The sequence below is a fragment of the uncultured Erythrobacter sp. genome (genome assembly GCF_947502395.1).
GTDB lineage: Bacteria > Pseudomonadota > Alphaproteobacteria > Sphingomonadales > Sphingomonadaceae > Erythrobacter.
Map to the genome: position 1 here is coordinate 607,680 of NZ_CANMZM010000002.1, position 19,582 is coordinate 627,261.

At 57.6% G+C, this 19,582-nt stretch carries 13 protein-coding genes; 2 read left to right on the plus strand and 11 right to left on the minus strand.

Annotated elements, in window-relative coordinates; translation table 11 throughout:
* Positions 1-30: 30 nt before the first annotated feature.
* Positions 31-924 carry a zincin-like metallopeptidase domain-containing protein gene (locus tag Q0778_RS09200; protein WP_298335608.1) on the minus strand — a complete coding sequence of 298 codons (894 nt, stop codon included), beginning with the start codon at positions 922-924 and terminating at the stop codon, positions 31-33.
* Here Q0778_RS09200 and Q0778_RS09205 point away from each other — a divergent pair.
* On the plus strand, positions 923-1,147 hold the full coding sequence (locus Q0778_RS09205; RefSeq protein ID WP_298335610.1) for a hypothetical protein: 225 nt from the start codon (positions 923-925) through the stop codon (positions 1,145-1,147). The two genes, Q0778_RS09200 and Q0778_RS09205, sit on opposite strands and share 2 nt — an antisense overlap.
* On the opposite strand, the gene mobF is transcribed toward Q0778_RS09205, so the two are convergent.
* From mobF to Q0778_RS09255, 10 genes are all read right to left on the minus strand, one after another.
* Complete coding sequence (gene mobF, locus Q0778_RS09210) at positions 1,148-3,895, minus strand: MobF family relaxase (RefSeq protein ID WP_298335612.1); 2,748 nt, start codon at positions 3,893-3,895, stop codon at positions 1,148-1,150. It abuts the gene before it with no gap.
* Entirely contained in the window at positions 3,895-5,748 is a 1,854-nt protein-coding gene (locus tag Q0778_RS09215; RefSeq protein WP_298335615.1) for a type IV secretion system DNA-binding domain-containing protein, read from the minus strand. Before Q0778_RS09215 ends, mobF begins: the two co-directional genes overlap by 1 nt.
* A complete protein-coding gene (locus Q0778_RS09220) occupies positions 5,745-6,116 on the minus strand; it encodes a hypothetical protein (protein ID WP_298335617.1) in 372 nt (123 codons plus the stop codon). The genes Q0778_RS09215 and Q0778_RS09220 overlap by 4 nt, the downstream gene beginning before the upstream one ends.
* Before the next feature lie 207 nt (positions 6,117-6,323).
* Positions 6,324-6,836, minus strand: coding sequence for a hypothetical protein (locus Q0778_RS09225; RefSeq protein WP_298335619.1), 513 nt, complete (start codon positions 6,834-6,836; stop codon positions 6,324-6,326).
* A 42-nt stretch (positions 6,837-6,878) separates the two neighbouring features.
* Positions 6,879-7,070 carry an AlpA family phage regulatory protein gene (locus Q0778_RS09230; RefSeq protein ID WP_298335622.1) on the minus strand — a complete coding sequence of 64 codons (192 nt, stop codon included), beginning with the start codon at positions 7,068-7,070 and terminating at the stop codon, positions 6,879-6,881.
* 431 nt (positions 7,071-7,501) lie between these two features.
* Positions 7,502-7,879 carry a hypothetical protein gene (locus Q0778_RS09235; RefSeq protein ID WP_298335624.1) on the minus strand — a complete coding sequence of 126 codons (378 nt, stop codon included), beginning with the start codon at positions 7,877-7,879 and terminating at the stop codon, positions 7,502-7,504.
* A 57-nt stretch (positions 7,880-7,936) separates the two neighbouring features.
* Entirely contained in the window at positions 7,937-8,650 is a 714-nt protein-coding gene (locus Q0778_RS09240; RefSeq protein ID WP_298335626.1) for a hypothetical protein, read from the minus strand.
* A 76-nt stretch (positions 8,651-8,726) separates the two neighbouring features.
* Positions 8,727-13,505 carry an NACHT domain-containing protein gene (locus Q0778_RS09245; RefSeq protein WP_298335628.1) on the minus strand — a complete coding sequence of 1,593 codons (4,779 nt, stop codon included), beginning with the start codon at positions 13,503-13,505 and terminating at the stop codon, positions 8,727-8,729.
* On the minus strand, positions 13,498-14,406 hold the full coding sequence (locus Q0778_RS09250) for a nucleotidyl transferase AbiEii/AbiGii toxin family protein (RefSeq protein ID WP_298335630.1): 909 nt from the start codon (positions 14,404-14,406) through the stop codon (positions 13,498-13,500). The genes Q0778_RS09245 and Q0778_RS09250 overlap by 8 nt, the downstream gene beginning before the upstream one ends.
* Positions 14,400-15,248: a type IV toxin-antitoxin system AbiEi family antitoxin gene (locus Q0778_RS09255; RefSeq protein ID WP_298335632.1), complete on the minus strand. Its 849-nt coding sequence runs from the start codon at positions 15,246-15,248 to the stop codon at positions 14,400-14,402. The genes Q0778_RS09250 and Q0778_RS09255 overlap by 7 nt, the downstream gene beginning before the upstream one ends.
* Positions 15,249-15,504: 256 nt before the next feature.
* Between Q0778_RS09255 and Q0778_RS09260 the strand changes: the two genes are divergently transcribed.
* A complete protein-coding gene (locus Q0778_RS09260) occupies positions 15,505-19,398 on the plus strand; it encodes a hypothetical protein (RefSeq protein ID WP_298335634.1) in 3,894 nt (1,297 codons plus the stop codon).
* Positions 19,399-19,582: the final 184 nt, after the last annotated feature.

Here is a 19,582-nt window from a genome sequence, read left to right on the forward strand (position 1 = left end):
GATAGACTGCGCGGCAATTGCAATGTGGGTTCAACTCCCGCTTCGCTTTACCGATTGTAAGTAGTCGGCAGCCTTGGCTGCCGCACTCGCGGCGGTAAAGATCGCGCGGTTGTCAGCCTTGAGCACCTTGTGCCAACTGGCGAGATAGCTGGCGTGATCCGGACGTGGGCTCGTGGAAAGGCCAAGATCGCCGCATAGGAACGCTGAACCAAGCTCGGCGACCAGTTCCTCCATTGCATAGGCCTCGTCACCGAACCGCTTGCCGAACTTGCGTGCGAGCCGGTGGTCTGCCCCAGACCAATGGACAAGCTCGTGGAGCAAGGTCGCGTACCAATTCTCGCCCGCGCTTCCGCTGGCGGTGGTAAAGAACCGCTCGCGGTCGGGCATGGTGATCGTATCGGTCGAAGGGGTATAGTGAGCGCTTTCACCTTGGGCGCGGACTTTCGCACCCGTTCCTTCGACAAAGGCCTGCGCTTGCGGGATGGGGTCAAACCCTTCCCCTTCCGGCGTATCCGGGATCTCATATCCTTCGACCTGGCTGACGTTGAATACATGAGAGGCCCGCGCGAAGATGTGGCCAGGGCTCTTGTCTTCCTCGATCTTTTGATCCTCGCGCTTGTCCAGAACCTTATAGAACACGATCGGTGAGGCTTTCTCGTCTTTTCGGACTTGTGCTCCGAGTGACTGCCACTGGCGATAGGTTGCCCAAAGCCCATGGCCGAAGTCTTGCGCCTCGGCGCTGGCCCAAAGGGCAAGGACGTTAACGCCGCGATAGGCGTTTTTGCTTACAGCGTTCATCGGCCGTGAGAGCGGCGCAGTGCTGCGATGCCAAGGGAGCGAGAATTTCTCAGTGCCATATTCTAGGGCTTCGATAATCTGGTTGGTGATGGTGTCGTAAATGTTGGTGGTTTTGGTGCGAGCCATGTTGAAAATCCTTCGTCCAATCGTTGGGAACGCGGACAAAGGGACGGGCCGGATTGGCCAGGTGGGTCAGCGGTTACGCGGCACAGCCAACACGGGAGGGCGCGAGCCCGAATGGAGCGGGCAGGCTGTTGATCCCATCAGGCTCGGCCTGTCGAAAGAGAGCAGTTCATTCCATCGGGAGGACGAAGGACGTCATGGCTTGGCAGTGCCAAGAGCTATTTAATCACCCCAAGCCAGCTCCCATCGCCTTGGATTTGCTGGCCTCAGGAGTGCTCGATGCCATGGCCATCTGCTTCTCGCCTGCACGTTCGCAGATCGCACGGACAAGCCTTTCCTTATCGTCGGTGACAATCACTGCCTGGGTTTTGGCGCGCGAGAGCGCGACATAGAGCATTTTCTGGTCGACCAGATTGGTGGAGCGGCTGTCGGCGTGGATTAGGACACGTTCGGCGGTTTGGCCCTGCGCGGTGTGAGCGGTCTGGACATAGGCATGACGCAAGTGGGCATCGCGAGGGTCGGAGAGGTCGAGCTTCTGCTCGCGACCGTTGGCGAGTTTCAGCGTTGCCAGGCCACGGTCGGAATCGATGCTGGTGACGGACCCGCCAAGGCCATTGACCCGCCCCGCTTCCCGGTCGTTGCGGGTGAACTGCACGCGGTCGCCGGTGCGCAGTTCCATCGGCCTCGGTTCGAACACCTCAGTCTTGCCAGCACCCCATTGCCGGGGATGCCAGTCCAGCGAACGGCCATCGCGTCCTTCGAGGGCAATGCGTCCGCGCTCGGGATCGATAGCTACAATTGCTAAGCTCTCGCCCCAGCGCACGCCTTTGGCGGCATAGTCGCGGCTGAACCGGACGACATCGCCGATGGCATAGCTTACTGGCTCTCGCGCTTCGGCACGGGTCAAGCCTTTCGCTTCAAGAGCATCGAACCGGACTGCCTCTGGTGATAGTTCGCCACGCTCGGTCAACTTCGCGCGGATCATGCCGGTGAGCCGGTCGCGGCCCTCGCGCGATGGCTCGATCACTAGGGTTCGTGTGCGCTCTGAGACCGGCAACGCCAGGTAGTGCCGCGCCATGGCTCCAAGGCGCTCATCCGGCGTTGCGCCCTCGATCACCTTGCCCCCGCCACGTTCCAATGCGGCCAGCGCCTTGCCCGCATGGCCTTCGATCGAAGCCATGACGGCTTCCCGGGTCCCGGCATTTGTCTGCCGGACTACCTCGGCAAGCTTCGCGGTCGCCATGCCCGCCTGCTGCAACTGCGCGAAGGCAGCGCCTGCACCGACCGATCCCAGCTGCTTGACGTCACCGACCAGAACAAGCCGGGCCCCGGCCTTGTCGGCGCGGGTCGTGAGTTTCGCCATGTCGTGGGCTGAAAGCATCGAGGCCTCATCGACGATCCAGACGGCCTCCTTGCCTGGCTTCTTCGCCTCTGGCGCAAGCAAATGCCGCGCCACGGTGTCAGCGCGTAGGCCGAGTGCTTCCCCAAGCACGGTCGCCGCCGATGCGGTTGGCGCAAGGCCTGTAACCACAACCCCATGTCGCCGTGCCTCGCGCGCATAGGTTGCCAGAACTGTGGTAGTCTTGGCCGTCCCAGCATAGCCCTGGACAGCGGCTACGCGATCCCGCGAGGTGAGCAATTCGGCGGTCGCCCGTTTCTGGCCTTCGGTCCAGGCATAGCCGGATCGTGCCGATTGCCGCGCGGCGCGTTCGATGCTCCGTGCTGCCGTCACCGGACTGGCGAGCGCTTGCGCCATGCCGCGTCCGGCTTGTTCGAGCCGCAGCATGGTTCGCTCGGTCTCGATAGCCTGCGGCGTTGTGAACCCGGCAAACTCTGCACCGCGCCGGTCGAGGAAGGTGCGCGGGACAAGCTCGCCGCGTTCTCCGGCTTCGGCAATCGCCGCGCTGATTGCACCGTGCCCGGCCTTGCCAAAGGCAAAGTCTCCGGCTTCGCGTGCGAGGGTGCTGGCCGAAAAGACTGCTTCGCGTTCGGAGAGCTTGGCAGTGGCCCAGGCCACTGCCTGCTGCGCTAACAGTTCGGGACTGGCTAAGGCTTCGCTGCTTCTGACCCTCTCTCTCGCGACACCGATCAGCCTGTCTCGCGCAGCCTTGTCGAACCCGTTGGCATCGGCGGTTGCCCGCCAGTCGCTGCGCAAGGTGCGATGATCGGCACTGGTCTTGGCCTCGCGCGTATCGAGTGCGGCGATCTGCTTTTCGGCGGCGCTGGCTTGCTCGCGGTTCGTGCCGCGCTCGGCAAGCCGGGCATCGATTGCTGCGGTGCGCTGGCTGAGCGCTTCGATGGCATTTTCCGGCACGCCCGCAATCTCAAAGAGCGCATCTTTCCCAGCATCAATCCGATAACCCAGCTCGGTAACACCATGGGCTAGCTCCTGCCGGTAGATCGCGCCGATCTCCTTTTGCAGCTGATAGAAGGCACGCGGCTCAAGACTGCGCCAATTACCATCCTTGTCCTGCGTCGCGTTGAGGATGACGCCGTGGGTGTGTAGCTGCGGGTCCTGCGCCCGGCTTGTTGCATGACGGAAAGTGGCGATGGCGAGATTGCCGGTTGCCTCGCGCCGGACCTCGCCGCCCTGCCTGATCCGGGTTGCCGCCATGTGCTTCTCGACATGGGCGAGCGCCACTTTCACCGCTGCACCATGCGCCTTGATCAGCCGCTTGTCTCCGGCAACCTCGGCCATGATCGAGACGGACTTGGGCGCAGAAAAGGTAATGTCCCAGCCTGGCCGGTGCTCGACCTTGCCATCGCGGGTAGTGCCAAGCTGCTGCCCGGCAATCCGGCCTTCAAGCATCTCGCCGAATTGTTTGCGGTCGACCTCTCCAGAAAGGCCAAGCTTCTCAGCAGCCTCACCAAACCACTCTGAGGGAGCCATGCCGCCTTCGGCATAGTAGTCGTCGGCCTCATAGTAGCTCGCAGCCTGAGCTGCGCTTGACAGGGCAGAGACAGTGGCGACCATTACACCGGCCCTTGGTGTTTAGCCCGGCCATTCTCGCTTTCAGCCTTGCCCTCGTCGACCTGTGAGCCTTTGGCGATCTCACTCACCTTGCTCCAAAGCGTGTCCGCAGGATCGCCAGGGATGTAGCCAGGCTGGCGCGCTTCTCCGCGCTGCGTGATGTGGTCAGCGGTAAGACTGATCTTGGCGACCGGCAGGCCATCTGGCAGCAGCAAATAGCCTTTGTAGGGACTAAGCCGCAGATCACTTTCAAGCACCGCTGCACGAAATTGGCGCTGCGTTGCCATGGTTGTTCGCGGACCCTGATTGTTGATTGCCAGCGTATCGGTTGCAACACGCATTTCGATCTCGCACTGGCCGATGGTGGCGCTCGCCCACTTGCGGGTTTCCTGATCGACCGTTTGCAAAAAGAGCTTGGTGTTGCAGCAGGCAAGCATGGCTTCGGCAATGTTCGCACCGTAGCGATTGCGCATCTGGCCGAGCGCCTGGAAGGTCAGCACAATCGCTGCGCCAAACTTGCGGCCCTCTGGCAAAAGACGCGCAAGGTTCTCGACACGGGGCAGGTCAGCCAGCTCGTCGAGCACGAACCAAATGCGCCTGTCAGAGGATGGCGAAAGCCCTAGCACCGCGCTCGCTGCGCATTCGAGCCAGCAGGCCATAAGCGGCTTGGAAGCCTCGAAATAGTCTTCCTTGCGCGGCACAAATATCCAGGGCTTTGCGCCCTTGCATTTGTCCAGATCGACAATGAAATCGCGGAAGGCAAAAGGGTCGCCCTCATCCTGCTTGATCTTCAAAAACTGGATAAGGTTGGCAGCCTTGGCCAACATAAACAGCACGCTGCCGGTGGCCCGATCTGCATCATCAGCAAAGGTGCGGGCTGACGATGTGTTACCCAGCCATTCCTTCAACTGCTCTTTGCTTTTGACCTGTAGGGCTTCCAGCAAGGCTTCGAGGCTGCAGTTCTTTTCCGCCCATAAGGAGCGCATCATATTGGCGACAAGAATACGGCTTGTCTCAAGCCAGACATCATCATCCTCGCTGCCTGTTTCTGCCACCAATTGGCGTGCGATACGGTCCGCATCAGCCGGGTGCGAGATCTCGTCAAAAGGGGACCAATAGGTGCAGCGCGCATCAAAGGGATTGAGGATGATGTCACCGCGCGCAGGGTTGTAATAGTGGGCGATGAACTCGCCGCTTGTGTCATAGACAAGAGCGGCTTCGCCGCGCGCTTCTATGCCATCCAGCATTTGCCGCAAGACAGTCGTCTTCCCGCTTCCGGTCGTGCCCAGAAAAGCAAAGTGACGGGTCTCCATGCGCTGCGGGATCGGGACTGGACCGATGCGAAGAGCATCCCTTCCACTAAGCAAAGTGGTCTGAGCAGCCACATCCGCTTCATCCGCCACACGGGTACCACCAATGACCCTGTCGGCGAGCGTATCTTTGCCTTGCTCGGACATGGTGCGCTTGATGAAGTGGGACACCAAAAAGCCCGCGCCGATCCCAGCAAGCGCTCCGCCCATGACCAGTTTTATCGCCTTGCTAAAGGTCGCGGCGACAAGTGGCTCGCTGGCAAAAGCCGATGCGGATACAGTCCAGCTTTGGCCGTCCATCGACACCTTCATCATCATGTCTTTGCCAGACAGATCACCCAAAAGGGTGAGCAAGTTTGCGCCCACGTATTGAGCGGCGACGGCAAGCTCTTCGGGCATCAGACGGAGCTGAGGGACAACTATCGCCCCAGCCAATGCCGAGATGAGAATAAGCTTGGCAAAGAAGCCAAAGCGCTGCTGCCAGTGCGCCATACGCACCCGCCAAAGGGCATGGGCGCGGGTGACAAAATCGGTCCCAAAACTCATGACTCGGCCTCCAGCGCAAGGGAGCGTTGCCGCTCAAAAGCAGCCCGTGCTTCAGCGGCAATAGCCTCATCAGACTGCTTCTTTCCAAGCGCTGCACTTCGCGCATAGGCATAGGCAGCGCAGGAGGTGAACAGAGCGCGGTCAAGCACCCTTTCGGTCTCTGCCAGGCGCTCCGATATCGAACCGATCTCGCCTGCCAGCTCAGCCAGATCGGTCTCTTTGTCGGTGCCGTGCAGCAGCGAAAGCAAGCCCGCTTCCACCACTCTTGCGAGCATAGCATATTGGGTCAGGCCGCGCCGTTTCGCAAAGTCCGCAAGCAGCCTGTGTTGTGACGGATTGAGGCGCACCGTCTGCGCCCGCGCACTCATCGGTTCGCCTCGATGGAGATGCTATCCGCCATCGCGAAGAATGGCGGAATTGCGAAGGTCTGCAACAAGCTATCGTCGCGAGGTGCTATCAGCATCTCACTAAACCCGCAGAAATCCTCGATGCACCCGTGCGTGGGGTGTGTATCCACTTTCTGGGCTCGATGCGTAGCATCGCGGCCCTCTCTCCCTCCTGTCTTTGTGAGGCCATTAGTCATGACGCTCATCCTCCTGATTTGCTTTTGGAGGCGTCGCAGACCGGATCAGATTGCGGGCGACATCGTCGTCGAAATAACGCTCGCGGGACTGGCGGGAAGGCAACTGGCGATCCGCCATATCGGTACACGTGAACCAGCGAAGCAATGCGTGGTCGATCGCCGTTCGAACTTCATCTGCGAGCAGGTTGGTCTCTTCTGGCGTGAGGTCGAGCCACCCGAATTCGGTGCGAAGCTGGCTACCAAGCGGATACCCGGTTCCATCTCTGCTTTGGTAGATTGGTCCCTCGACAGTGAGGCCGCAATCGTGGCCCTCAAACCGATCTAAGACGGGACGCTCATACCAGAGCCAAGGCCTTAGTGTATGCCTCCGGGAGCGCCCATCAGCGTTTTCTTCAACAAGCAGCTCAACAAGTTTGGCAGTGCGCTCCTTGTCATCAATTGGAGCGCGGACGATGATCCAGCCCTGCTTCAGCAAGGCCGTCTTGATCCATGATTGGATAGACATTTGGGAGTATCTTTCTGCGGACCATTGCCCGCATTAGCGGGGTCAATAGCGGCGCAGAGGGAGGGCCTCGATCCAATCGTCGATATCCGTCGACCGCCAGCGGATACGTCCGCCGCCTATGTCTATCGGATGAGGAAAGGCACCCTTGCGAATGCGTCTCCAAATTGTGGTTCGGCTGCGAATGCCCGTGAGGCGCATGACCTCATGGCAAGTGAGTAGTTCGATATTCGACATGACAGATTCCTTTTCTTGAAGGGCCTGTCACCGTTGCCGCACTCCCCTGCGACGTTGGGTTGGTTCTCAAATTGCTGTTGCGGACCTTGCGATCAGATACTCAACTCAGCGCCACCCTTGGCTTAGGTGACGTTAGGCAAACTAGGCGAATCGCAAAGGTGTAGGAAAGAACAAAAAGAGACCAAGTGCCGTTCCAACTATGCCAGGAGACGAGTTTGGATGCGTTTAGATGCTGTGAGACGCGAAATAAATTGCCTCTTGCTCTCAATATCCAGAGAGCAGGTTAGCTTTGCGCCCCAAAAGCCGTCATTCAGCGCTCAGATGACTTTTTCTGGAAGCAGTCGTACGTTGTTGGCTCGTCCGCTCTCGCATTCGCTGTGATCCTCATGTCGAATTGAAGCCCCCTCTTGCGAGATGAAGCGGCAATTCCTCTAAGGTTTGGTTTTGTAGTTTCCTTTGTAGAGGTCGGGCAATTCAAGGATCGAGAGGATCTTACGAGCGGTGCTCAGGACTTGATTGACCTCTTCGATCGAGGGTCGGTGGCCCCTATGCACTACTTGGTTCCGGACTAAGCGAGCTCTGTTAGCGATCTGCACCATGTCGCCCACGGACCCGTCATATGCCTTTAACAGTAGCGGCAGAATCTTGTTCACGACGTCTTTGAGTGTCAGCTGATCGGGATCCTTGCGGATCGCCCATGGAGCATCGCCCTGCTGTGATGCGCGCAACCGTGCTGCGAGAATGCCTGCTTCCAGGACTGAGATGGACTCAACGACCGCTGCACGTAAACGACCAGTACGGAAGGCCAAGTCGGCGAGCCGCTCTATTTCGGCGAGATTTTCCGACAGCTTGAAGCCGCTTAAAAGTCATGAGCCGAGCTGTTCGGAGCGGGTTTCGAGGTTTGCAGGATCATGGTCTTGAAGAGCTTTTGCCGCAGTCTTGTAGCTCATGATGGACAGGCTCAGCGAAGAAGGAAGCGCGTTCTGTATGCGTTCAGTGAAGGGCAGGAGACGTTCCCGGTCGCGATACCGATAAAAGCCAACCCGCAGTGGAGTCGTATCGGCGGGGGTCTCGTCTGCCATCGCCAATCGCGGATCCGGTGTCAGATAGCGGTACGTACCAATTAAACGTTCGAGCAGCCGCGCATGCCCTTGTAGACCTGCGCTTTCCTTGGTGTCGGCGGTCTCAGTGCACGTCTGGAGTTCGGTATATATGTCTTGATAGAAGATCCGTCCGGTCACCGGTTTTTCGATAGCGAAAATCGGACCCAATCGACCTTCACGCCCAGTTGCCATTGCAGATAGCGAGTCGTCAGCAACGTTAGTGATGGGACGGGCGATCCTAGTCATCTCGCCGGCGTCTTCGGAAACCGTGACGAGCCGATTTTCAAAGTCAGTTACAACCAGCGGCCTAACGTGTGAGATGATCTGAACACTGCCCCGCAGATCGGGAGCGTCAACGACGAATTGGGAGTTTGGTACGACGTCGATAAAGCCCGGGAAATACTGGTGAACAATGCTGACACCGAGCGGCTGTTCGACCCATCCGGTTCGCGGCTCTGACTCTACTTCCGGTTTCATAGGACGCCCCCTTTCTGCCCGCTCGGCAGAGCGACCCCATTGCGCCGCTTGGTCAACCGTTCACAACATCTTCGGGTCACTGAACAGAGACCGGCCAAGGCTCCTGGCTTTCAACCATCGGGTGATAGGGCTCGACCAGCGGCTTGCCATAGTGATCACGCAAATGATCGATTGCCACGAGACTGGCTCTTGCGCACTCGGCATTATAGCCTTGTGCAAGAAAAGCATTGAATGCGTGCCGCCTGAAACTCGTCAAAGGTTCTGCTTCCAACTCATAGAGGTTGGAGGCTCCGTCAACCGGATTTCTTTTCACGGCGGCGTTTTCGAGGCGGCTGACCAAGCTGCGCGCGATGGGAGCCTTGTCGGGCCCGGATACCAGGTCGAGCATTCTTTTGGCTTCGTCTTCATTCAGGCTCTCAGAAAACGCATCAGAGAGGAGCGCCAGTATTTGCGGATCGTCAACCTCTCGCAACAGATCGTAAACGCGCTGACGGACCTTCCAATGCTTGGCGATGAGCGGGACCAGGGCCTCGCGCAGCCTGTGGCCATCTACTCGCTGCCCCTCGCCGGATTGCCTGGCAGTGATGCCCTCCAACAAGACATTTGCGGCTTCTACGGTCCCGATTTGACTCAAAGCGGCGGCCCAACGACCGCTTGTCGATATGGTAGAGTCGGCAGCGGCGAGATCCGACAATGCATCTACTGCTGTTTTCGAACGCGAATAGCCAAGAGCGAAAACCAGATCGCCAATCTGATGTGGTCGTTTGGATAAGTCCGGCAAGTCCGCGATATCGGGCAGCGCGGCGCGTGCATCATCAGCAAACGCCACCAGACGCAGCCAAGCATTGATCTTCCAATGGTCATTCTCCGAAGCCCAGCCCAATGCCGCGACCTCGGCAACGCTATCGTCGATCCCTTGGCGGACAATGTCGGCCGGTAAGGCTTCGCCATTTTCACCAAGCGCCTTACATAAATCGACCAATGACCTGTTTTCTCTCCCCTGTTCGACCAATTTGAACAGGGATCCTACGCGATCGCCATAGTTCATCACTGTTGCTGGACCCGCCAGTTGAAAGGCTCGCGCGATCGTTGAGGAATCGCCAATTTTCACCAGCCGATCAATGCGATCCAGGATCGCTGCCGCTTCAGGGCTGGGTGGAGACGAACGCCTCTCTTCCAGACTCGCACACCGAGCAGCATAGTCGTTCCAGGCCGGACCGATGGCGTGATGCACAGGCGCGCTTACTTTTAGAAGCTGCCCGAGCACAATTGCTGCGTCATGTTCGCATTCATCATCCGAGAGCCGCGTCATCATTTCGGCGATAACCGCGTTGCCGCCGATGGAAATCAACGCATCGCGATATGCATTATTATAATACATGTGGGCTTCGCTGTGACTTCCCCCGATCAGGTCTTCCGACAATGCGGCTCTCTGCACTGCTTGACGTTGCCTGTTCTCGTCCCACAAGCGCAGTGCATCCGGCAAAAGACTATCCGAGCCGATCCTGCCAATGAGCGATACCAGCGCGGCGAGCTCTCCGCGTGATAACGCAGATTCGCGGATCATGGGGTCAAGCAGCTGATGTGTCCATACAGCAAGGCGGTCGCGAACCTTGGTACTGACCGGAAAGCGGTTTCTGCGATCCTCATCGTCGCGCCAACTCGACAGGATCGAAGCCAGAGCCGCTGCCTCGAAAGCATTATATGAAGTACGGCGCACGACTTCATCGATCAGGAGTTCGAGCCGTACATGAAGCAAAATATCGCGGTAGAGCTGCATGGCTTGTTGCCAGCCATCAGAGCGATCATTCGCAATTGCCATCGCCTCGTCGACAAGACTGGCAATCGAATTGGAAACCAGCAGAACGGCGATCAGTTCGCGGCGGTGATAGTTGCCATTCTCCTCCTTCGCCAACGCCAGAAACTGGTCCTGCCTATCGGTTTCCACATTCTTCAGATGAGACTTTGCATCGTAAGGCAGCCTTGCGCCTCGCTCCAACCTCTCAACAATAGTCGCACCGAATTCGGCCGGATATCGCTCGGACAATTGTTTGTGCAGCTCACTGTTTGCCCAGGCGCTGTCCATTTCCACATCCAACGCCGCATCAACGATGTCCCCGGGCGGCGGGCCGCCAAATTCCAAGGCCAGGTTGACCCATTCGATCCCTGTTGCAGATGCAAAGCGCTTCTTTTTCGCACTTATCCATTGGGCGCTGTGCTTTTCGCTGAGGCTGTCCGGTGTTCGCCGGCGGACAATCTCGATCCACATCTTTCGATCCAGTCCGTCCAGCAGCTGGTCGAGATGCTGTCTTTCACCGCGGAAGTCCAGATAATCGATGACACCGGATACGACCTCGGAATCCGGGTCCTTCATTGCAGCCTGAGTTGCAAGATCGAGACTGGCGATATCGCCCTGCTCGACAAGATCGATCAACAAGACCCGCCGGGTCTGTGCATTGAGTTTTGGAAAGTTCGTCTGCCAGTTTGGTTCAAGTGCCGTGGTGGGAAACTGATGATCGGATCGCCTGATATCGAACACATGATCCCCGCCCGTTTCGAGCGCCTGCCAGAGCCGCACACCGAATTGCGGCCTGCCGGTGGCAAGCATGAACCGAATGGCGCGCTTTTCATCCGTCAGCGCCCAATTCTCGGCAAACTCTGAAATGCGAGCATCCAGACTGTCGCCTATAAACTCGGATGCGCGGTGCAAAATTTCTGCGGCAAGAAAAGGCTCGATCCCAGTCATGGTTACGACAAGCGAAGACAACGCGTCGCATGGCGGGTCTTGCTTTCGCGCCAGCCGATCGGCGGCAAACATTACCGCGACACTCCAGAAGGGGGAATCGAGTATTCTGACCAAATCGGTATCTTGCAGGCCACCGCGATGCGCTTCGATCATCTTGCCTATCCGGTGGGACGCGAACCATTCCTGCAAGAGCTGGTGCTGCAGTCCGATAGTCCGTTGATCAGGCGTCCCATGTCTGACCAGCAAGTGATGTGAGATCAAATGATCAAGCACATCTTGCGGAGACACCGGCTGAACCAACAGGCCCTTTTCTTTTAGAATGGCGCTTGTGTTAGCAATGACCGGCAAAAGGTCTTGTTCGTCGACGATGACTGTTCCCGCTTCCATCAGCGTCCAAGCAATCGCTTCAAGATAGACCTGCTGTTGACCGTCGAGAACAGCGCGCAATTTGTCCCGGCGTTGCTGAGAACCGCCCGCTGTTGCCACTGCCGCAGCAATTGCGGATTCACGGTCGCTCGGGAGAGCGCCGTCGGTCCCTTGCTGCAGAATTGCGGTAAGAAATATCGGCGTCTTCAGCAACGGTCGAAGCGGACCGACTGCGCGCGCGCGGATCAGGATATCTCGTCCGTCAGAGCCGTACAACTGCTCTGCAACAGCAAGTTGACGGTCGCGAGCGAAAGGACGAATCTCAAGTATATTATCGTCGTCGAGTGGCCCCGCCGTGCCAATCCGGCTTGTAAGGATCAGCAGGATCGAAGGATGGCTGCGTTTCAGCTCTTCGAGTTGATGCCAAGCCCATTCCCTTTGACCGGCATTGAGTTCGTTCCAACCATCCAGCAGAAGGACTAGGCGTCCGGCACGGGCAAGCTCCGAAAAGCCATCCAAGGTCACCGCATCGAACGGACCGCCCCCACAGATATTCGCGTCGATAGATATTTCTTTTGCTGCCAAGGCAGGCAAGCTGCGAACGACCGGTATCATGTCGCTGGTTTCAAGCAGAGCAAGCGCGATCTGACTCAAAGCATGCGACTTGCCGCTACCCGGATCGCCGATAATCGTGACCATCCGCGCCGAGCGCAAGTATGCCTCTACAGCCGCTAATTCGATACTGGCTTCCTGCTCGGGGCTTTCGGAGCTTTGGGTTTTGACGGCGTGAAACAATGGCTCGATAATTTTGGGCTCGCTCACCGTCTGAAAATGCGTAAGCTCCGTTTCGGCCGCTTTGCGGGCAGCATCCACAGTCGCGTCGAATTTCGGTGTGCGGCCCTCAATCCCGATGCCGTATCGTTCGTCCAGAATCTTGACGAGCTGATCGCGGTCTATGGGGGTCGACCGCACGTTCAAGCTTTTGGCGAGCGACTCCAGCAAACGGAACAGGTGATCGGGTCTGGTGTCTGGTTCAGCGGATGTTATGCCGCGCAACTGATCGATCGCCCTGAGCCGATCTGGGCTGCGTTCACTGGTCGTCTCCAAACGCACAATGATAAAATGACGCCAGAACCTGTGCAGCTGGTCTGGACCAGGCCGGTGCCCCAAGTGGGCTTCAAGTACGGTTGCCACGGAGGCACGAACGGCTTTCGCATCCTTGCCGATCTGACCGGGCATATCCAGTGCTTCGGCAAAGGTTTTGCCATCACTCGACAGGCGCGCGATATCACCCAGTTTCTCGCAGGCATAATACCTATCAACGCTTATGATTTCAGCGGCACCGCCCGCACGATCTCGTCCTTCGGTGAATGATGGCAACTCCATAGTATCCCAGGCGCCGCTGACGATTTCTGCAAAGTTTGGATTGCTGGCGGCAGCCGAGATCGTAAGTCGGCGTTTGAGCTGCAGATCCATCATTGCAATTTCGCCTGCATCGCTTTGCGAACGGACAAGCAGATCATCGAGTGGCCTGCCATTGGAACCTTGCTGGGCGGCAAGACCGACAATGACGCCCACAGCTCCGGGAGCGCCCGATTGGGCAAGCATTGCAGCCAGATAGATTGCGATTGCGTCGCCCTCGTAGTTCGTACCGATCCCCCCGGTTGATTCGGCCGATATACTCGCCTTTCGACTCAATTCTTCATTGCCCCGCTCATTATCCGCTCCAACATTCTCAGCCATCGTCTTTTGGCGTCTGCAGCCGTTCCTGAAGGTGTGCAGCCTCTCTGCGTAATTGGCGTCTGGTATCTTCAACCAGGATCGCTTCTTCCTCGCCCAGGTTCTGCAGAAAGCGAAACCTATCAGTGACATTCTTTACAAGATCCGGGGGCGAAGGGCTCTCATCTTTGCGTAACAACATGCGCAAATCTTCTACATCATAGTCGGCGTCGTTTATTCGCTCGCAAAAACTCTCGAAGTGAAGCCGATCGCCAACTGCCCACAGTTTGAGGACGGCAAGCGCACGAACGGTATCCTGATCAATCGGGCGTTTCGCTATCTCGGACAAGTCGTGCAGATCGCGAATCTTGGTTCGCTGGCTTGCCGCTCTGACCTTTTCCGAAGTGATCTCTTCATAGGCCAGGCAGGGAATATCTACGGGGTCGAATGGAAGCAGTTTGAAATAGTCTTGCGGCAATTGCGGGATTGGGATGACAGGCAATATCGGCTGTTCTCGTGTGCTGATCTGGACCTTTATCCGCACGCCGTTCTTGTTCGCGTCATGGGTGCAGAGGGGGTTGGCCGACAGACCATCTTCAATATGATACCAGTCCTTATCCCGGTCGAAGGCGAAGGTGATCCCGTGATAGGGCGCCTCCACCAGGACTTCAGCAATCTCTAGCAGCAGGTCATCGCCATCAATATCGCTGTTGCGGGTGAAATCCAGATCGGTCGACAAGCGCCCGCGCGGGCCGAACACCATCTTTCTGAGCATCGTGCCGCCTTTGAAAGCCAGATGTTTGAGCAGGTCGCGTTCGTGAAAAAGCTGCAATATATGTGTCAGCAGAATGTCGATCTCGACATTGCCGATGTCGCGGGCACCCGATCGGCGGGCGACATTGCGAAGCTCGTCGACGGTCAGCACTTGCCGGGTTCCCGTGTAATCCGGGGGACGTCTGCCAGCAGGTCTTCTTTGGATGCATGAACCAAAAGACCCCAGTCATTGACATAGCCAATATCGCCTTCGCGGCGCGCCTTTCGCCCGAACTTCGATCGCGTAGAGGGCGCGATCGCTGCGCGCAGTTGCTCGCGGATTGGACCGGGTATCGGCCATCCCACCAGATCGGACAAAAAGCCCAAGCGCTGCAGTAATGATTGCGATTCCATGCGTATCGCATCATCCACCACGTCATTGAATTCAAGACTGCGAGACGCTCCGAACACAATACGGGCCACCTCTCCCGGCCCGCCAGCCAGAGCGGGTCGGTCAAGACAGTCAATGACCGTTTTGATCGGCGTGGATATTGTTGCTTGGCGCCCGTAGATTTCCACCTGCTCAAAACCAAAGAACTTGCGTTCGGCCATTTGGATGAACCGCACGCTATGGCCTTCTATGGTTACCGGAGCGCGCTGCTTGAGCACGGCTATGGTCACCCTATGCGGACGCTGCGTTGTAAATCCGTGAAAAGAGGCTGCTGACCACCAGCCGACATAAGACGGATTGACCGCCGCCGAAGCCAATGCCAGCAGATTATTCTCGCCCAGATTTTCCGGACCATGAGAGGGCGGCAGCAGCATATAGCGACCGCCCACCAGTCTGGTGAGCCAGCCTTTGCGGATCAGGTTCTGAATGACCTTTCGGGCTCGGCTTTCCGATCCCAGCAAGGCAATGACTTCGGAGGCCTGTACGATTTCCTGGCCCTGCTCGGTGAGCGACAATACGAGCTTCGTTTCGTTCGGACCCAATGTGCGCAAGTTAGTTTGCATGACACTTTATGCCTCTGAGGGTTATTTTGGCATATCATCTAACCAAAAGAAGTTAGTTTGTATAGCATTTTTGCCCTATGAGGCGCAAAATGCTATAAAGAATAACAAATTTGATCGCAGATTCGTCGGTGAAGAAGAGGGCAATATGAAACGCAGGATTATCGAAAGGGGCACTTTGTTCTGTGAATAGCATCGGCCATCCGACTTCGCACTGCAAACGCCGGCGTCTCTCCCTGATGGCAAGGGGCTAATGGTCGTGGCGAAATCAAGCCAAAAACGCCGCAACCGCAAAGCAGGTCGAACACGATCAGCTCCAAAGTCGCCCAAGCCTGCAAGCCGCGCGGGTTCACATGCCGGACGCGGTTTTCGCTATCAGGACGCTGTTGCGGCAAATCTTGCAGTGATGATCTGGGCTGATTTGCGAACGCCTGCCATCGTCATTCCGGAAGGAGGCGATGACATTGAGCTGCGAGGGTCCGATTCTGTTTTCGTACAAGTAAAAAGCCGCCGAGAACATCTCGGCGAATATCAAACCGGCAAAACGCTTTCGGATATAAGCGATCTATGGAATCGGCGCGACGGCACGGTTCCACATCCTGACCGGCTGGAGCTCATACTCGAACGGGGCGTCGAGGGTCTGACCAATCAAAGCGATCCTGCCATCGCAACCGCAATTGACGGCAAGCTAAGTAAAGAGCTCCAAGATCTGCCAAATGCGGCAAGTCTGCTGAAGAAGACCAAATTGTACATCATGGCCTCACCCAGAGAGGCTGCGATACAGGCGATTTGCGACAAGACCGGCTGTCGCCCGATAGCTGCACAGATTTGCTTTGCCGATCTGCTAAAGCGCGTCGGCGATCTGGCCGATGCGAACGGTCTCCTGCAAGCGGAAGACTATCAGGGCTTATCGGTTAGCGACACGGAGCACGCCATCACTGAGCTCCTGCACGTCCTTGATGTCGAAGCGATCGAGCAGGCCATCCAGCAAGGCCTGTGCGAAGCAGTGGACTTTTCGACACCTCTTGACGATCCGAACTTCTACCTCGGCGTCGATGTGGAGCCGGGGCACGTCACTGCAGGTTTGGTGTCGGAGCGTCCCGATGCGCGACGCACCGTATCGCAGGGGCTCGAAACACAGCGTGCCGCGTTGATTGTGGGGCCATCCGGTTCCGGAAAATCCGCGCTGATGTGGGAAACCGCATATATAATGCGGCATACGGTGCGCTGGTTTCGCGTAAGAAGACCAGCAGTCCAAGACATCCCCGCATTGCGCCAGCTGATCCGGGCCATGCGGCCATCCGAGACCAGCCCGATCGGATTTGTCATCGATGATGTGGGGCGTCAGGGTCCTGAGGCCTGGACTGCTTTTCTGAAGGAAATTGGATCTTTGCCGGGTGTACTTTTGCTCGGGTCCATTCGCGAAGAAGACATATTTTTGGTTGCGGAACGCGCACGAGCAACAGAAATCCGCGCCGATGCAGATGATGCACTGGCCGAGCGTCTCTGGTGCGAACTGAAAACGTCCCAGGATACCGAGTGGCCCGGCTGGCGCGAGCCATGGAAGCTCAGCAACGGGTTGCTCCTCGAATATGTTCATATCCTCACTCGGGGAAAGCGCCTGCACGACGTGCTTGCCGATCAAGTGCAAGCCAGAATTGCCGACGCAGCCCGCGACTTGGAACTGGATACTCTGCGCTTAAGTGCTTGGGCTGGCTCTGCCGGAGCCCGGGTCGATACAGGAAAAGTCACCGATATTCTTGGCTGCTCGGACGCCGAGCTTTCGCGCGCCCTTCAACGCCTGGTCGACGAACACCTGATCCGCGCACCGGAAGCCGGATTGTTTGGCGGCCTCCACCAATTGCGGTCCGAAGAGCTGTTGCAGCTGTCGCATCAGACCCTGCCACCAACATATTCGGCAACATTTGAGCGCACATTATCCGCAGTTCCGCGTGAGGATGTTGAATTGCTCGTTGAAGATGCTGTTTCCAAACGCCGGATTCCGGTCGCTTCGGTCCTCGACGCTATTGCAGCGCGGTTACGTGCCGATCCCGAAGCGGAGGTTCTGGCATCGGCCTTGCGCGGGCTGGGAGGCGGACGAATATCGGCAGTCATCGAGGAGTGGTTCGCAACATCGGAAGCCGAAGCCCTGCCGCGAACACAAATAGGAACGGCGGCCATGTTTGGGGTCGCTGACCTGGACCTGGGCGAGTTGGATATCATTCCCGAGATACGGGCCGCGGCAAACCGTCTGGCACAACTGAAAGGCGATGCCGAGGACGATCCCAGAAGCCAGCTATTCGACCGACTGTCCGAGGAGGATCTTCGCACAATCGCCGCGAATAGCAGTATAGCCGAACTGAACGCTATAACCTCGGCGCTTGTCGGAATAGCCCTGCCGACTGACCTTCGCGCGACTTTGGTCTCAATCGTGCCGGAACTCGACGATGACAATTTCAACGCGTTCGCAGAGCTTTTAGGTGCCGTTGGTGCGGTCGATCGTAGCGTAGCGAATATCTGGGTTGACGCGATCGGACAGGCTGAACTGTTTTCGAGGTTGGAGGCGGAGAGGGCATGGGTTGCAACGCCGACGATCAGCACGGAGGATGACGGCGCGATCGTCAGCTGCGATTACTGGCATGTCGTCGTATCGCAGCAGCCTTCGCCGCATGACGATGTAGTCAAACTGTGCGAGATTCTGCTGTCGATATGTCCATCGGCCGATATCGCCGCATCCCGCGCGATCTATGCCGATGGCAGCGTAGCGGGACTTCCGGAATATCCGACCGCCACCAAGCGCATAGCTCGGGAAAATATCCTTGTTGAATCGGTTCCGGCATGGAATCGGCGATGGATTGATCAGATCGCCCGGCGAGTGGCGGCGCCCAGCTACAGCGATTACCTCGAACGCGGGATAGCCATACTGGATGAACTGGTCCCGACGCTGGATCGCGCATTCGATATGCATTTGCGGGGACGTGATGTTCCGCAGCAGGTGGTTGATACGCTGAATCGTCTCAACGGATTGACAACGGCGTTAACCCCTCCATCGATTTCGCCGGAGGAGGCAAAGGGCGACGCGGCTGGCGACCCCAACAACGCGGTTACGAAGTTCCAGAATGTGCTGTTTTGCGGCACCGTGAATCTCGTGAAGCGCTTTGCTCGCTTGCCCGAACAAGCAGGTGCCTACATCGCTTGGCTCAACGATCTCAGCGAACAGATAGACCATGTGGCGGCGGAAGAACCATGGGAGCTGGTTGCCGATGAGGTGCCGCCGATGCTCTCGCGCCTTCAACAATTGTTCGTTTCAGTGCGCGTTCTTGCCGAGCGCGCGCACGAGCGTGATATGCCTCCCGCCGAGACATGGCGCAAAGTCGGGCGTGCGGCCCGTAAGGGTAACGCTTTGGGAAAAGTCACGGCCATGGCGCGTGCCGCAACCGATAAGGCTGTCGCAGATCAAAAGGCTGAGATTGAATCAGCGATTTCGGCTTTGGGGGCGCCGGTGACGGTTCAATTTCGTGACCGAACAAGCGCCGTCCTACCCTTGGTCGGTTTTGAAATCCTGGTTTTACTCGAATCTGATACGGTGGTCGAAGCGGCCCAAGGCGTTGACGCCTGGGCAGAACCTTTGCGTGCCTCGGTCGACCATTTGATCGGCATGACAATCACTCCGGTTGCCAACAGATATTCGGTCAATCGCTTCACAAAATCCGGCCACCAGACGCTTTATCCCAATCCCGATGCAGGTGCTGAGTGGCTTGGAGCTTTGGGAATTTTACCGCTCCAATCGGACACGCTGGATGCGCTCGATAAGACTATCAATGCTGCCAGTGAACTCGCTTCGCTGGATCGATGTGCATTGGCTACGCCCTCGCGCGCTCCACAGGAGACAGCAGCGCGCACTTCCGTACAGGAAGAGTTCGACGTCGGGTTGCCAGCACTTAGCCAGTCGCTCGACGACACCGCACCGGAAATCAAAGACGAGATCGTAGCCCTTGTCCAAGATGTAAGGAGCGGCGAGATCGACTTTGTCGCCGCCTCGCAGGCGCTGATGGCTGGAGAGCAGTTGGCGGTGATGTCGGAATTGACCGGCGTGATAGTTTACCTGCTTGAACGCCAGCTAGAGCGGAATTCCACCGTATCTGAAACATGAGCGTAAGAACCTCACTTGGTCGAAGAAGTCAGCATCAATTTGCATCGTTCGGATCAATGCCCTGACGATTGATTGATCCGCCTGCTAAGTCACCAGTTGCTTGGGTTCTCATGCTTCAGTTGCAGAAGGACGGCATTCTATATCTGTTTGGAAAATATCGGACAGTCTGCTTCCGGCCCATATT

Coding starts and splice junctions, on each gene's coding strand:
- Q0778_RS09205 (WP_298335610.1), top strand. CDS start 923: ATGTTGAAAATCCTTCGTCCAATCGTTGGGAACGCGGACAAAGGGACG.
- Q0778_RS09200 (WP_298335608.1), bottom strand. CDS start 924: ATGGCTCGCACCAAAACCACCAACATTTACGACACCATCACCAACCAG.
- mobF (WP_298335612.1), bottom strand. CDS start 3,895: ATGGTCGCCACTGTCTCTGCCCTGTCAAGCGCAGCTCAGGCTGCGAGC.
- Q0778_RS09215 (WP_298335615.1), bottom strand. CDS start 5,748: ATGAGTTTTGGGACCGATTTTGTCACCCGCGCCCATGCCCTTTGGCGG.
- Q0778_RS09220 (WP_298335617.1), bottom strand. CDS start 6,116: ATGAGTGCGCGGGCGCAGACGGTGCGCCTCAATCCGTCACAACACAGG.
- Q0778_RS09225 (WP_298335619.1), bottom strand. CDS start 6,836: ATGTCTATCCAATCATGGATCAAGACGGCCTTGCTGAAGCAGGGCTGG.
- Q0778_RS09230 (WP_298335622.1), bottom strand. CDS start 7,070: ATGTCGAATATCGAACTACTCACTTGCCATGAGGTCATGCGCCTCACG.
- Q0778_RS09240 (WP_298335626.1), bottom strand. CDS start 8,650: ATGAAACCGGAAGTAGAGTCAGAGCCGCGAACCGGATGGGTCGAACAG.
- Q0778_RS09245 (WP_298335628.1), bottom strand. CDS start 13,505: ATGGCTGAGAATGTTGGAGCGGATAATGAGCGGGGCAATGAAGAATTG.
- Q0778_RS09255 (WP_298335632.1), bottom strand. CDS start 15,248: ATGCAAACTAACTTGCGCACATTGGGTCCGAACGAAACGAAGCTCGTA.